Here is a 13,563-nt window from a genome sequence, read left to right as displayed (position 1 = left end):
GAGCGGGGGGTGGGCTCGGTCACGTGCGGACACCGGTGGGAGCCGGTGTCCGCACCCCTGCGGCGGGCACCGGCCCCGGTTCGCGGGCCAGGGCCCGCAGCCACTCTCCTCGCTGCGCCGCTGCTTGCCGATGAGATTCGCGGCGATGCCGTACAGCCGCGGGGCCCGCCGCCCCGCTCGCCGCCCGCTCGCCGTGAGCCGCGGGGTCAGCCGCCCCGCTTGTCGCGCCCCCTGCGCAGGGCGATGAGCAGGGCCAGCGGCGGCACGATGAGCAGCCAGATCAGGGTGATCGTGACGGGGTCCGGGTGCGGTTCTTCCAGTTCCATCAGCATGGCCACGGTGGCGATCAGGCCCCAGACCACCGTCGTGATGCCGGACAGCCAGACGAGGACGGTCCGGGCCAGCCGTGCGCCCTTGGACCGCGCTGTGCCGCCCGGACGGCCGTCGTGCCGCTCGGGGCGGGGGATGCGGTCCGGGTCGCGGGTCGGCACGGGGATCACCGCGGAGGACGGCACGCCCGCGTCGATCACGGCCAGGCGGTTCGGTGTGAGGTCCTTGTAGAGCGTGGGCTCGACCCGGATCTGGAAGCCGTCGAGCCCCGTGAGGTGGCGGCCGCCGTCCGGGTGGACGAGCATCGCCGCGCACGCGTCGTACCGGACGACGATCGTGCCGGAGGCGGTGGTCAGGGACACGGCTTCACGGGACACCGTCAGCAGGACGGAGTCGTCCTCCAGCGACCGGTGCCGGCTGCCCGCGCTCGTCACGGTCCAGGTGGACCACTGGGGGGCCTCGGTGAAGCCGGCCCAGTCGGCGCCCCGGCCGGGGACCTGGAGCAGTGCCGTGGCGTGCAGCTCGCGGGCGACCTCGCGCAGGTCGTCTAGGGTGACGGCGGCGAGTTCGGCCCGGTGCTCGTCCGGGGTGAGGTTGCGGTGCCCGGTCAGCAGGTTCAGGGCGTACGAGGGCAGCCGGGACGCGCCGGCGTCCGGGGCGTCGAACTGCTTGAGGAACTTGGCACGGGCCGAGTCGAGTTCGGACTGCTCGATGGTGCCGGCCCGCAGGCGGGCCAGCGCGTCGACGAAGCCGCCGACCACCGCGCCGTGCTTCTTCGGGAGCGCGTCGGCGAAGGCGGTGACGGTCGCGAAGTCGCTGTCCCGGGGGCTGTATCCGGCCTCGGCGGTGTACGAGTAACCGCCCTTCTGGCGCAGGTCCGTGAAGAGCGCGCGGCTGAGGACCTCGGTGAAGAGCGTCGCCGCCGTCGAACGCCGGACGATGCCGTCCAGGACGACGCCGCCGCTGCGGCCCGTGAGGTACGCGGGGGTGACGGGGAGCGCCGACGTCGGGGCGGGCAGCGGCTGCGGCGTGCCTGCCGGGAGGGCGAGGTCGAGGCCGTCCGGCACGGTGTCGGCGGTGATCCACAGGATGGCGTTGTCACGGGTGAAGCGGGTGCGCGCCCAGTCGCGTACGTCCTCGGCGGTCAGGTGCCAGAGGCCGAGCTCGTCGTAGCTGCTGAGCCCGTAGCCCTGGGCGCCGTAACGCCACAGCGGCAGCTGGTGGTCGGGGCCGACGCGGCGGCTCGCCGCCTCGGTGCGCAGGATCTCGCGTTCGGTCTCCAGCCGCTCCATCGGCAGATCGCGCAGGGCCGCGCAGACACCGTTGAGGTAGGTGGTGACCTCCTCCGGCGTGCCGGTGACGTGGAAGAGCGTGTACGTGGCGGCGGTGGCGCCGTTGTAGTGCAGGTCGGACACGCCGTGGCGGTGCAGCGCGAGGTGTTCGACGAGATGGGTGACGCCCGCGGTGGCGAGGGTCTCGTCGGCGACTCCGACGCGGAAGAAGAGGCCCGCGGTGACCGGGCCGGGGGCTGCGGCGAGCACCGTACGGATGCCGTCGACCTCGGTCTCACGGATGCCCGGGTCGGGGGCCGTGGCGGGTCTGTGCGCGGAGGTTTCCTGGGTCATCGGCTCAGCCCTTCGACAGTGCGGTCTTGCGGTGCTTGAGGAACTGGGCCTCTTTGCCGCCGAAGTAGCCCCAGGGCGTCGTGGTGGCCTTGTCGCCGAGGGTGCGGAAGAACGGTGCGGCCTCGCGGTGGTGGCCGCCCAGACTCAGCGCCCCGGCGAAGTCGTTGTGGTCGCCGACCCAGTGGAATCCGGGCCGGTAGCCGGGGTGCTGCACGGAGTGGGCGGCGGCGGCCAGGATCTCGTCCCGGACCTCGGTCGAGCGCAGGTAGTCGCTGTGGCCGTTCTCGGCGTCGTCGAGCCAGCGCTCCAGGTGCAGTTCGGCGATGAGCCGGCCCGCGTGGCCGCCTGGGGGCGCCGCTTCCAGGCAGGCGCGGGCGAACCCGTGCGCCTCCTCCCAGCTGCCGCCCCACTTGGGGCACAGCTGCTGGAGCAGCAGGGTCTGCCCGTGGATGTGGTGCGGGTGGTGCTCGGCCAGCCGGTCGTAACGCCGCCGCGCCTCGCTCTGCCCGAGTTCGAGCCCTCGTGCGGTGGTCAGACGGGTTGCCCAGGCGAGCGCGTACGCGGGGTGCTCGGCGCACACGTCGATGAGCAGCTTCTCCGCGCGCCGCAACCACGTGTGGAACTGCCGGAACTGGTCGTGCGAGACGTGTTCGGCGCGGTAGGAGCTGCGGATCTCCCAGCCGACGCCGATGTACCGGATGGCGAGCAGAGTCCGGGCGAGGGCGGAATCGGGGTGCTCGGCGACGACGCGCTCCAGGAAGCGCTCGGAGGAGCTGAGGTCGTGGAAGAGGCCCGCGGCGATCGCCCGGTCGTCCTCGTGGTCGAGGAAGCCGAAATACGCCTCGGTGGACGCCCAGTCGTCGTTGCGCACGGCGTTCCGGAGTTCGGCGAGCGAGGGGATGTTGACGCACGGATCGAACTCCGCGCGTATCGGGGGAGCGGTGGGAGACATGACAGTCCTTGGAGCGGACGCGACCGGCTGCCGCACGGGCTCGGTGTTCCGAGCGCGCATGGGCGTGCAGGTGGGACGGAAAAGGCGGTCGGACGAACGCGTGTGCGTGGGGTGCACGCGAAGAAAACGCAGGTTAGCAGCCTGTACTGACAGCGAGACAGCGACTTCCGTGGGCCGGGGCCGGACCGCTCATGGCTGCCCCGTGAGCGGTAGCCCGCTCGCGCAGTCGCGGCAGTTGCCGGGGGCGGGCGAGCGGAAGGCGCGGTCGCAGCGGTTGCAGTTCTGGAGCGGGGTGGGCTGGTGGAGCGGGGTGCGTGGGGGTGGCAGGAGGTGGGTGAGGCGGTGGCGGAGGAGTTTGGCGGGGTGTTTGAGGGGGCGGGGAAGGTCGTGGGTGAGGGTGTGGCGGATGGCGGTGGGGGTGGCGCCGCGTTCGTACCAGGTGGCGACGGCGGGGGCGAGGAGGTGGATGTCGCGTTCGGTGAGGGTGAGGTGGGGTGTGTTGCGGTGGAGGTCGGTGAGGAGGGCGATGGCGGCGTGGTGGCGTTGGGGGAGCGGGTTGTCGGGTCGGGGGAGCGGCGGGGGTGGGGGCTTGGGTGCGGTGCGGGCGGGGACGTGGGGCGGCTGTTCGGGTGGCGGGGGTACGGGGGTCGGGGCCACCGGGGCCGGGGACGGGGACTGGGTGATCGGGGACGGGGCGACCGGGGATGGGGACGGGGCGACCGGGGGCGGGGCGACCGGGGATGGGGACGGGGCGACCGGGGGCGGGGCCACCAGGGACGGGGACGGGGCCGGGTGGCTGGGCCTGGGGCGGCGTTTGGGTGCGGGGGCGGGGTGGGCGTTCGTGGAGCCCGGCTGGTTGTAGGAGCAGGTGCGGGTGATGAAGCGGCCGTTGGGGAGGCGTTCGCGGGTGCGCTTCAGGTAGCCGTGGGCTTCCAGCTCGCGTAGTGCGGCGGCGATGCGGGCTTCGCTCTCCGGGAAGCGTTCGGTGAGGGTTTTGATCCCGGCCTTCGCTCCGGTGGGCAGCGACTGGATGTGGGTGGCGAGGCCGATCGCGAGGAGGGAGAGCTCACGGTGCTGGGCGAGGTGGTTGCCGACCACGGTGAAGCGGGTGGTGTGACGGGAGTTGATGTGCATGACGCCGGACTGCGGCGTGGCGTCCCCAGGAACGGGAGACGGGGTGCGCGGGGGCGCGCTAATCTGCTGGGTATCCATCGGGAAGGTGTTCTCTTCCTCGTTGGTCAGGCCCTCGATCGGGATTGCAGTCCCGGCCGGGGGCCGACGCATGTCTGGGGTTGTGGGGCGAGCATATGCCTGCCAACCGAGCAGAAATCCAGCTGAGTTGGTGATCCTCACTCGTGTGAGTGACGGGCTCCTGTATGTGCCTCTACGTGAGGCCGGGGTGGGGGTTGGGGTTGGGTTGGGGAAGTTCCTTCTCTCCAAAGCCTTAAAAGCCTTTTACGTCGGGGCCCGCCGGGTCGCGGTTCACCGGGACGTGACATACCGGGTCGTGACTGTCACGATCCGGTGAGGGCTACCTCTGCCCAGACGGTTTTGCGGGGGAAGGGGCCGACCTGCACGCCCCACCGGATGGCGATCGCCTCGACGAGCATGAGCCCGCGCCCCGCCTCGGAGTCGTCGTTCCGCTCCGGGACGCGGGGCAGCACGTCCCCGCGAGCATCGGCGACCTCGATACGGAGCGTGTCGCCGGTGACGCTCAGCATGATGCGGAAGTCCCGCCCCGGCACGTACCCGTGCAGCGCGGCGTTGGACGCCAGCTCGGCGATGACGTGCCCGGCGTCGTCCAGCGGCAGCCCCCAGGACCGGAGTTGCTCGGTCGCGAGAAGCCTGGCGAGTCGGGCACCCCGACGGGTGGCGGAGAGCTGCACGGCGAACTGCCCGCTGCGGGCACAATGGTTCAAGAGCAGCTACAGCACCAACGACGGCCCTGATTGCGTCGAGGTGGCGGCAGCCGCGCGTACCGTCCACGTACGCGACTCCAAGAACGTCCCCGGCCCGCACCTCGGCTTCGCGCGGCGCGCCTGGGCGGAGTTCGTCACGTACGCCTCCGGCAACTGACCACCGCGCCCACACCCGTGCCCGCCCTGTTCCCGGTTGTCAGGGGAGCGGGGCGGGCCTCCGTTCCTGAAGCGTCGCCTTGATCAGCTACCGGACAGCACCTCTCGTGAAAACCCGAGGCGAGCTCCAGGGAGACAAGACTTGCACAGACGATGCCCATCGCCGAGTGGCAGCGCGCCTACCTCCGATAGGACATCGCTTTTCGTAACCCCACCGGGGCCCTTTCCGAACGCGAGACTGGGCGCAAGAGAGGTGTGCGGGCGCAAGAGGGGCCGTCGAGTCTGCTTCAGGGCCGCTCAGACCAGTGGTTTGGCGCCAGAAGGCGGCAAAGAGGGCTTTCGCGTTCCTACCGTGTGACGTGTCGTGCCCCTGCTGAGCAAGGAGTACCTGTGGCTAACAGCTTTCAACTCGGTGAGATCCCGCACGGCTTCGCGTTCACCGAGACCGGCGGTCTCATTCACTACAAGTACACCATCATCCTGACCGTGCCGCCGCCCAACGCCGGCCCGTGGGGCGACTCGTGGCTCAGCTTCGGCTGCGCCTGGGCGGACACCAAGCTCGGCGTGAGCATCTACACCGGCAGCAGCTGGGGCGGCGTCACGCCCCGAACCGTCCCGGACAACGGCAATCGCCTCGGCGAGAGGCTCCCCGCCGGAACCCAGAAGGTCGTCATCGGGCGCATGAAGAGGGACGGTGGAGACTCGGCGGACGACGTGCCGATCAGCTGGCTCCTCGAATACCTGGGGACCTGACAGGCCCCGCCGGTGCCCCGGCCCACACCCAGGCCGGGGCACCGGCGCCGGCCCGTCAGCGGACAACCCACGCGGTCCCGCCTTCCCGGCATCGGTCGTCGTCTCGCGGGTCGATCCATCTCATGGAGGGAACGTCCGGGCGGCGTCCGAAGGCGCGGCGTCCCCGGCCCGCACCTCGGCTTTGCGCCGCGCGCCTGGGCGGAGTTCGTCCACCCTCCCCGTGTACTGGGACACCTACGCCCTGGACTTCTCCGCCGCTCAGATCGCGCGGGCCCGCCGATGGTGGGGAGAGGAACCGAACCTGACCTTCGTCCAGGCGGAGGCCGTCGACCACCTCACCCACACCGAGGCGACGTACGACGCGGTGTTCTCCATCTGGGGGCGATCTGGTTCACCGATCCCGAGGTCCTCATCCCGCTGATCGCCGCACGCCTCAACCCCGGCGGCGTGCTCGCCTTCTCCCAGGCCGAACCGATCGAGGGCTTTTAAGGCCCCCTGCCCACGTACGGAAACGGCCTCTCCGGTCGCAAGCTGACCTTGCTGCGCTGGTCCTACAGCCCGCAATGGTGGACGGATCTGTTCAAGCGTCACGGTTTCGCCGAGGCCGACGCCCAAGTCCTGGCGGCACCGAACCCCGAAGACGTGGGCACGCTCATGGTGCGTGCCCACGTTCCTCGGTAAAGAGGCTGGAAGCACCGTCCGGTGAGGGTCGTCGGCATCCGTGAAGCAGGAGCGGTTCAAAGTATGTGCCGTTCCTGCTTCACGGCCCGGTGTCAGACCCCGCCTGTACGTTCGGCCCATGAGCGAACGACTGTCGAACCGGCCCCCGGAAATCCTCGTCACCGACGCGCCGGACGCGGCGGATGCCGCGCTGGTGTCGGACGCTCTTGACATGTTCAACGTGCGGGAGACGGGCACCGACGATCGCCGTCCGCTCGCCGTGCTCGTCCGGGATCCTCTGACACGGCGCGTCGTCGGGGGCCTGACCGGCAGGACGTCGCTGGGCATGCTCTTCGTGGATCTGTTCCATCTGCCGGAGGAGCTTCGCGGTACCGGGATCGGCAGTGAGGTCCTGCGGCTGGCGGAGGCCGAGGGGCGGAGCCGGGGGTGCCGGTCCGCCGTGCTCTACACCATCAGCTTCCAAGCGCCCGGCTTCTACAAGAAGCACGGCTGGGAGGTGTTCGGTGAGATCCCCTGCGACCCGCCCGGTACGAGCCGTGTGTTCATGACGAAGGACCTGACGCGGCCCGCCGCGCACTGAGGCCGGTCACCGGCGGGGCGTGTCACAGGTCACGGGAACCGTTCCCAACCAGCGTGTATGAGTGAGTCCTGGACCCACTGTTGCGTTCTGGGCGCATCCCGAACGGTTTTGGATGCGCTGGGCTGCCGCTTTCTCGTCCCGTTCGGCGGCATGTCTCCGGGGCGTGGTCCGTTGCGGGTCGGCGGTCTCCGTCACGCCTTCGGGTGCCTGGTTCGGCCTGGGCGGTCCGATGCCCCGCACGATCACTCCGGTCGTGTGGGGGCGGTGGCGTCCGACGCCGGACCCGCCCGCGGTGGTCGATTTCGCGCAGGAGATCGCAGGGCGGATCGACGACGCCTGTCGACTGGTGGCGGTCCACGTCGCGCTGAGCCGACTGCGCCGACAGGAGCGCGAGGCTCGGCCCTGCCCGAGGCGGCGTGGTGCCGCGCCCGGAACGACGTGCGCGGCCCGCCGGTCCCCACGATTCCGATTTGCGGCCCGGACGTCCGGCCGCACGCTGGATCGGGGGGCCCGGCAGCACACCCGAGAGGACCACACGTATGCCCGAGGTGACCACGCGTGACGGTGTCGAGATCTTCTACAAGGACTGGGGCCGCGGCCGCCCCGTCGTCTTCCTCCATGGCTGGCCCCTCAACGGGGACGCCTGGCAGGACCAGCTCAAGGCGGTCGCGGACCACGGGTTCCGGGGCATCGCGCACGACCGGCGCGGGCACGGGCGCTCGACCCCGGTCTGGGACGGCTACGACTTCGACACCTTCGCGGACGACCTGAACGACCTGATCACCCAACTGGACCTGCGGGACGTCACGCTGGTCGCGCACTCGATGGGCGGCGGCGAACTCGCCCGCTACATCGGCCGCCACGGCACCGACCGGATCAGGTCGGCCGTCCTGCTCTCGGCGATTACTCCGCTGATGCTCCAGGGCCCCGACAACCCCGAGGGCGTACCGCAGTCGGTCTTCGACGACATCAAGAAGGGCATCCTCGCCGAGCGCTCGCAGTTCTGGAAGGACACCGCCGTCGGCTTCTTCGGCGCGAACCGCGACGGCAACAAGGTCACCCAGGGCAACAAGGACGCCTTCTGGTACATGGCCATGGCCGAGACCATCGAGGGCGGTGTCGCCTGTGTCGACGCCTTCGCTTCCACGGACTTTCACGAGGACCTGAAGAAGTTCGACATCCCGACGCTCGTCGTCCACGGTGACGACGACCAGGTCGTCCCCATCGACGCCACGGGCCGCAAGTCCGCCGAACTCATCCGGGGCGCGACCCTCAAGGTCTACGAGGGCGGCTCCCACGGCCTCGCCCTCGTACCGGGCTACAAGGAGAAGTTCAACAAGGACCTCCTGGAGTTCCTCAAGCGGTGAACCACCGGTGCGCCGGGAGCCGGGCCGTTCAGGGCGGTGGTCCGGCTTCAGGACGACGGCCCGGTCTCAGGGCGGTGGCCCGGCTCCTTCCCGCTCCGGCCGGGTGAGGTCGGTGACGAGGGCGCGGAAGGCCGTGCGGTAGGTGCTGGGACTGGTGCCCGTCAGCCGCTGGAAGTGGTGGCGCAGGTTGGCGGGTGTGCCGAGGCCGGTCTGCGCCGCGATGCGCTCCACCGGTTCGTCGGTGCGTTCGAGGAGCCGTTGTGCCCGCTGGATACGGGTGCGGAGCAGGTACTGGAGCGGGGTGAGGCCGGTCTCGGCGCGGAAACGGCGGGTGAGGCTGCGGACGCCGAGCCCCGCGTGGGCGGCGATGTCGGTGAGGGCCAGCGGGTGGTGCAGGTTGGCCTCCATCCACCGGGTGGTCGGCTCGATGCCGCTGCCGGGCGGGGTGACGGCGTTGTACCCCGTATCGGTATCGGCGTCGTCGGCCGGTGCGTGGAACTGCATGAACACCTGCCGCTCGGTCTCGATGGCCACGGTTTCGCCGTGGTCCAGGGTGATCAGACGGAGGCAGAGATCGAGACCTCCGAGGACCCCCGCGGCGCTGTGGCAGGGGCCGTCGCCGACGGCCGTGCCCTCGGGGTCGACCTCGACACGGGGGTGGAGGCGGGCGAGTTCCTCCGTGTGCCGACGACTGGTGGAGGCGCGGCGGCCGTCGAGGAGACCGGTGGCCGCGAGGGTGAACGTTCCGGTGCCGACGGCGCCGATGCGGCTGCCGCGCGCGGCAGCCGCGCGGAGGGCCTCGACGACCTCGGGCGCAGGTGCGTCGCGGAAGCCCTCGTGCCCCGGCACCAGCACCGTGCCGGCACCGTCGAGCCCCTCCAGGCCCCAGGGGGTCTCGATGCGGAAAGCGCCGGGGCCGCTCGTCCCCGCGAACCCCGGGGCGGCGCAGATCCGCAGGTCGTAGGCGACCGGGGGGTGGTGCCGGGCGGCCGTGGCGAACGCGAGCGCGGGCGTGGTGAGCTGGTGGCCGGGGACCCCGTCGAGGGCGAGGACGGCGATCACTGACATGTCCAGAATTTAGCCGAGGGTGACATTCAGGCGGCTGTTTCGGGCCGGACCCGGCACGGAGGATGAACAGCGATGAGGGACGGAAGCGAGGGGACGCCCGGCCCGCGCACCGCTGAACCACCATCCTCGAAAGGCCACCACATGCACCGTCCGAACCCCCACTCCCGCCCGGTCTCCGACGCCTCCGACGGCCCCGGCGCCCGCTCTCCGCGACGGGGGCGCCGCCTGCTCGCCAGAGCGGCCGCGGCGGTCGGCGCGGCCGCCGTCCTCGGTGCCACGGCGATGACCGGCAGCGCCGGGGCCGTCGTCAACGGGAACGACTCGACGCAGCGCTACCCGTTCATGGCGACCATCCCCATGGTGGAGGCCGACGCCCAGTGCGGGGCGACGCTGATCGACCGGCAGTGGGTGCTCACGGCGGCTCACTGCGTCGACCCCGAGTTGCCCATCCACCGGACCGGGAAGGTGCGCATCGGCAGTGAGCACCGCAAGTCCGGGGGCACCGTCCGCGCCATCGACAAGGTGGTGATCCACCCCCGCTACCAGCAGGGCGGGGAGAGCGCCGAACCCGGCAGGAACGGCACCCCCAACCAGAACGACCTCGCTCTGGTACGACTGAACCGCCCTGTCGCCGAGAAGCCCATCCGCATGGCCAAGGAGGCGGGACCGGCCGGTACGCCCACCCGGATTCTCGGCTTCGGGACCGTCGTCGACACGAGCGATCTCGACAAGGTGGTGTTCCCCGAGCGGCTCCAGCAACTGGACACCCGCAGGGGCTCCGCGGCCGAGTGCTTCGGCCGCGAGGGAGACACCCGGCTGTGCACGGTCAGTCCCAGGCCGGGAGCCATGGCGTGTGTCGGGGACTCCGGCGGCCCGCAGATCCAGCGCGGGAGGAACGGCCACTGGGAGCTCGTCGGGACCACTTCGGGTGACGGCGACTGGGACCCGAAGTGCGCGACCGGGCCGGGGCTCTACAGCAAGGTGCCCGCGTTCTCCGGCTGGATCCGGAAGACCATCCACAAGAACGGCTGACGGGGAAGGGAAGCACGCCCTGGGCCGTCGGGTCCGGCCCCGTACCGCAGGTCCGGCTCCGGGCCGCCGGTACGGGGCGACCGGTCCCCCCCACCGGTCCCCCCTCAGCCGTCACCCCGCGGAAGCGCCCCCGGCGCCGCCTCGGACGGATCCCGGCGAGAGGCTCTAGATTCCAGACATGCCAGTGATCGCCGTCCTCGCCCCCGACGGGGTGCCGGGGCAACAACTCACCGCCCCCGGGCTGGTGTTCGGGACCGCCTGCCGTGAATACCGTGACGTGGTCTACGAGGTCAGGCTCTGCGCGGCCCCCGGCCTGCGGGCGACCGGGGCCCCGGCCCCGCTGGCCATCAGCACGCCCTTCGGCCTCGACGGCCTCGCGGACGCGGACACCGTGCTGGTCCCCGCGAGCGGCAGCCACCGTGACGAACCGCCGACGGGTGTCCTCGCCGCGCTCCGCGCCGCGGCGGACCGGGGGAGCCGTATCGCCGCCGTCGGCACCGGGACGTTCACCCTCGCGGCGACCGGGCTCCTCGACGGGCGGCGGGCCACGACCGGCCGGCGGTACATCGAGGAGCTGGCGCGGCTCCATCCCCGTATCGACGTCGACCCGCTCGGCACCGTGGTCGAGGACGGGCCGTTCCTCACGGCGGCGGGCGTCTTCGGGGGCATCGACGTCTGTCTGCGCCTGCTGGGCCGCGACCACGGCCCACGGGTGGCCGACGGGACCTCCCGGGAACTCCTCGCGCCCCTGCACCTCCACGCGGACAGCGTCCAGAGGACCATCGGCCGGGAGATCGCGGAAAGCACGGGCCTCGAACCCACCCTGCGGTGGATGGAGACCCGCCTCCACCTCCCCCTCACCCTCCCCGACATCGCCACCCACGCGCAGACCAGCACCAGCAGCGTCACCCGCCGCTTCCGTGCCCGCACCGGCCTCAGCCCGCTCCAGTACCTGCTCCGCGTGCGCCTCCAGGAGGCTCAGCGTCTGCTGAGGGAGACGGGCACCCCCGTCGAGGCCGTCGCGGCCCGCACGGGATTCACCTCACCGGCCGCCCTGCGCCACCACTTCCGCGCACTCACCGGCACCACCCCCCGCGCCTACCGCCGGACCCACCTCGCCTCGGGCGGGACGCGCCGCGCCCCGGAGCCACCGCACCCCGCCTGATTTCTGCCGCCCTGTTCGCCTTCTGCGACGATGCGAAGAAATGGGGTGGACGATCAGGAAGGGAACGGTATGTGCGGAATCGTCGGATACGTCGGTGGGCAGTCGGCGCAGGACGTCGTCGTCGCGGGTCTCAAGCGCCTCGAATACCGGGGCTACGACTCGGCGGGCATCGCCGTCCTCGCGGACGGCGGGCTGGCCGCCGCGAAGAAGGCCGGGAAACTCGTCAACCTGGAGAAGGCGCTGGCCGAGGCCCCGCTCGCGGCCGGGACCACCGGGATCGGGCACACCCGCTGGGCCACCCACGGCGCCCCCACCGATGCCAACGCCCACCCGCACCTCGACAACGCGGGCCGCGTCGCCGTCGTGCACAACGGGATCATCGAGAACTTCGCCGTCCTGCGCGCCGAACTGGCCGAGCGCGGCCACGATCTGGCCTCCGAGACCGACACCGAGGTCGTCGCCCACCTCCTCGCCGAGGCGTTCTCGTCCTGCGCGGACCTGGCGGAGGCGATGCGGCAGGTCTGCCGGCGGCTGGAGGGCGCCTTCACCCTCGTCGCCCTGCACGCGGACGACCCCGGCACGGTGGTCGGGGCCCGGCGCAACTCACCGCTCGTGGTGGGGGTGGGGGAGGGCGAGTCGTTCCTGGCCTCCGACGTGGCCGCGTTCATCGCGCACACCCGCTCGGCGATCGAGCTGGGCCAGGACCAGGTGGTGGCGCTGCGCCGGGAAGGCGTCACCGTCACCGGCTTCGACGGGCGGCCCGCCGACGTCCGCGAGTACCACGTGGACTGGGACGTCTCCGCCGCCGAGAAGGGCGGCCACGCCTCCTTCATGCTCAAGGAGATCGAGGACCAGCCCAAGGCCGTCGCCGACACGCTCCTCGGGCGGATCGACGGCGCGGGCACGCTCCACCTCGACGAGGTACGGATGCCGCCCCACGAACTCCGTGAGGTCGACAAGGTCGTCATCGTCGCCTGCGGCACCGCGTTCCACGCCGGGATGATCGCCAAGTACGCCATCGAGCACTGGACCCGGATCCCCTGCGAGACCGAGCTGGCCAGCGAGTTCCGCTACCGCGACCCGATCCTCGACCACCGCACCCTCGTCGTCGCGATCTCGCAGTCCGGCGAGACGATGGACACCCTGATGGCCCTGCGGCACGCCCGCGAACAGGGGGCGAAGGTCCTGGCCATCTGCAACACGAACGGCTCCACCATCCCCCGCGAGTCCGACGCCGTGCTCTACACGCACGCCGGGCCCGAGGTCGCCGTCGCCTCCACCAAGGCGTTCCTCACCCAGCTGGTCGCCTGCTACCTCGTCGCCCTGTATCTCGGACAGATCCGCGGGACGAAGTGGGGCGACGAGATCCGGACCGTCATCCGCCAGCTCGCCGAGATCTCCGGGCAGGTCGGACGGGTCCTGGAGACCATGGAACCCGTACGCGCGCTGGCCCGCTCCCTCGCCGGCCACGACACCGTGCTCTTCGTGGGCCGCCACGTCGGCTACCCCGTGGCCCTGGAAGGCGCGCTCAAGCTCAAGGAACTCGCGTACATGCACGCCGAGGGCTTCGCCGCGGGCGAGCTCAAGCACGGGCCGATCGCGCTCATCGAGGACGACATGCCGGTCGTCGTCGTCGTGCCCTCACCGCGCGGCCGGTCGGTGCTGCACGACAAGATCGTGTCGAACATCCAGGAGATCCGGGCCCGTGGCGCGCGCACCATCGTCATCGCCGAGGAGGGCGACGAGGCGGTCGTCCCGTACGCCGACCACCTGATCAGGATCCCCGTTACGCCTACGCTGCTTCAGCCGCTGGTGTCGACCGTGCCGTTGCAGGTCTTCGCCTGCGAACTGGCGACGGCCCGCGGCAACGACGTGGACCAGCCGCGCAATCTGGCGAAGTCCGTGACCGTGGAGTAGCGAGAGTTGAGGGAATAC

General features: G+C 71.4%; 13 protein-coding genes. 8 read left to right on the top strand and 5 right to left on the bottom strand.

Annotated features, from left to right (window positions below):
- Positions 1–206 precede the first annotated feature (206 nt).
- The 4 genes from ACIOMQ_RS02745 to ACIOMQ_RS02730 all read right to left on the bottom strand — a co-directional run bounded on the left by ACIOMQ_RS02745 (position 207) and on the right by ACIOMQ_RS02730 (position 4,826).
- Entirely contained in the window at positions 207–1,955 is a 1,749-nt protein-coding gene (locus ACIOMQ_RS02745; RefSeq protein WP_402187679.1) for a M16 family metallopeptidase, read from the bottom strand.
- Between the two features lie 4 nt (positions 1,956–1,959).
- Positions 1,960–2,907 (bottom strand): hypothetical protein, encoded by a 948-nt coding sequence (locus ACIOMQ_RS02740; RefSeq protein ID WP_362195994.1) that lies wholly within the window; start codon positions 2,905–2,907, stop codon positions 1,960–1,962.
- Between the two features lie 189 nt (positions 2,908–3,096).
- Entirely contained in the window at positions 3,097–4,119 is a 1,023-nt protein-coding gene (locus ACIOMQ_RS02735; protein ID WP_402187927.1) for a helix-turn-helix domain-containing protein, read from the bottom strand.
- A 302-nt stretch (positions 4,120–4,421) separates the two neighbouring features.
- Positions 4,422–4,826, bottom strand: a complete 405-nt coding sequence (locus ACIOMQ_RS02730) for an ATP-binding protein (RefSeq protein WP_401753573.1) — start codon at positions 4,824–4,826, stop codon at positions 4,422–4,424.
- Here ACIOMQ_RS02730 and ACIOMQ_RS02725 point away from each other — a divergent pair.
- The 5 genes from ACIOMQ_RS02725 to ACIOMQ_RS02705 all read left to right on the top strand — a co-directional run bounded on the left by ACIOMQ_RS02725 (position 4,807) and on the right by ACIOMQ_RS02705 (position 8,363).
- On the top strand, positions 4,807–4,983 hold the full coding sequence (locus ACIOMQ_RS02725; protein ID WP_401263480.1) for a DUF397 domain-containing protein: 177 nt from the start codon (positions 4,807–4,809) through the stop codon (positions 4,981–4,983). The genes ACIOMQ_RS02730 and ACIOMQ_RS02725 overlap by 20 nt on opposite strands.
- Positions 4,984–5,372: 389 nt before the next feature.
- Positions 5,373–5,735: a hypothetical protein gene (locus tag ACIOMQ_RS02720; protein WP_362196006.1), complete on the top strand. Its 363-nt coding sequence runs from the start codon at positions 5,373–5,375 to the stop codon at positions 5,733–5,735.
- A 220-nt stretch (positions 5,736–5,955) separates the two neighbouring features.
- Positions 5,956–6,156 carry a class I SAM-dependent methyltransferase gene (locus ACIOMQ_RS02715; protein WP_362196009.1) on the top strand — a complete coding sequence of 67 codons (201 nt, stop codon included), beginning with the start codon at positions 5,956–5,958 and terminating at the stop codon, positions 6,154–6,156.
- A 378-nt stretch (positions 6,157–6,534) separates the two neighbouring features.
- The gene (locus tag ACIOMQ_RS02710) at positions 6,535–6,996 is read left to right on the top strand and encodes a GNAT family N-acetyltransferase (RefSeq protein ID WP_401753571.1); all 462 of its coding nucleotides are present in this window, start codon (positions 6,535–6,537) and stop codon (positions 6,994–6,996) included.
- A gap of 539 nt (positions 6,997–7,535) precedes the next feature.
- The gene (locus ACIOMQ_RS02705) at positions 7,536–8,363 is read left to right on the top strand and encodes an alpha/beta fold hydrolase (protein WP_401263243.1); all 828 of its coding nucleotides are present in this window, start codon (positions 7,536–7,538) and stop codon (positions 8,361–8,363) included.
- A gap of 66 nt (positions 8,364–8,429) precedes the next feature.
- On the opposite strand, the gene ACIOMQ_RS02700 is transcribed toward ACIOMQ_RS02705, so the two are convergent.
- Complete coding sequence (locus tag ACIOMQ_RS02700; protein WP_401753569.1) at positions 8,430–9,431, bottom strand: GlxA family transcriptional regulator; 1,002 nt, start codon at positions 9,429–9,431, stop codon at positions 8,430–8,432.
- Positions 9,432–9,572: 141 nt separating this feature from the next.
- Between ACIOMQ_RS02700 and ACIOMQ_RS02695 the strand changes: the two genes are divergently transcribed.
- The 3 genes from ACIOMQ_RS02695 to glmS all read left to right on the top strand — a co-directional run bounded on the left by ACIOMQ_RS02695 (position 9,573) and on the right by glmS (position 13,545).
- Positions 9,573–10,463 carry a S1 family peptidase gene (locus ACIOMQ_RS02695; RefSeq protein WP_402187675.1) on the top strand — a complete coding sequence of 297 codons (891 nt, stop codon included), beginning with the start codon at positions 9,573–9,575 and terminating at the stop codon, positions 10,461–10,463.
- A 178-nt stretch (positions 10,464–10,641) separates the two neighbouring features.
- On the top strand, positions 10,642–11,628 hold the full coding sequence (locus ACIOMQ_RS02690; RefSeq protein ID WP_401263249.1) for a GlxA family transcriptional regulator: 987 nt from the start codon (positions 10,642–10,644) through the stop codon (positions 11,626–11,628).
- Positions 11,629–11,697: 69 nt separating this feature from the next.
- Complete coding sequence (glmS, locus tag ACIOMQ_RS02685) at positions 11,698–13,545, top strand: glutamine--fructose-6-phosphate transaminase (isomerizing) (RefSeq protein ID WP_401937193.1); 1,848 nt, start codon at positions 11,698–11,700, stop codon at positions 13,543–13,545.
- The last annotated feature ends 18 nt before the right edge of the window (positions 13,546–13,563 follow it).

The organism is Streptomyces sp. NPDC087845 (genome assembly GCF_044742755.1).
In the GTDB taxonomy this organism is placed as follows: Bacteria; Actinomycetota; Actinomycetes; order Streptomycetales; family Streptomycetaceae; genus Streptomyces.
Note: the sequence above shows the minus strand (reverse complement) of the source record. Positions and strands in the feature narration are given on the sequence as shown.

Coding starts and splice junctions, on each gene's coding strand:
- ACIOMQ_RS02710 (WP_401753571.1), top strand. CDS start 6,535: ATGAGCGAACGACTGTCGAACCGGCCCCCGGAAATCCTCGTCACCGAC.
- ACIOMQ_RS02695 (WP_402187675.1), top strand. CDS start 9,573: ATGCACCGTCCGAACCCCCACTCCCGCCCGGTCTCCGACGCCTCCGAC.
- glmS (WP_401937193.1), top strand. CDS start 11,698: ATGTGCGGAATCGTCGGATACGTCGGTGGGCAGTCGGCGCAGGACGTC.
- ACIOMQ_RS02690 (WP_401263249.1), top strand. CDS start 10,642: ATGCCAGTGATCGCCGTCCTCGCCCCCGACGGGGTGCCGGGGCAACAA.
- ACIOMQ_RS02735 (WP_402187927.1), bottom strand. CDS start 4,119: ATGGATACCCAGCAGATTAGCGCGCCCCCGCGCACCCCGTCTCCCGTT.
- ACIOMQ_RS02705 (WP_401263243.1), top strand. CDS start 7,536: ATGCCCGAGGTGACCACGCGTGACGGTGTCGAGATCTTCTACAAGGAC.
- ACIOMQ_RS02740 (WP_362195994.1), bottom strand. CDS start 2,907: ATGTCTCCCACCGCTCCCCCGATACGCGCGGAGTTCGATCCGTGCGTC.
- ACIOMQ_RS02700 (WP_401753569.1), bottom strand. CDS start 9,431: ATGTCAGTGATCGCCGTCCTCGCCCTCGACGGGGTCCCCGGCCACCAG.
- ACIOMQ_RS02745 (WP_402187679.1), bottom strand. CDS start 1,955: ATGACCCAGGAAACCTCCGCGCACAGACCCGCCACGGCCCCCGACCCG.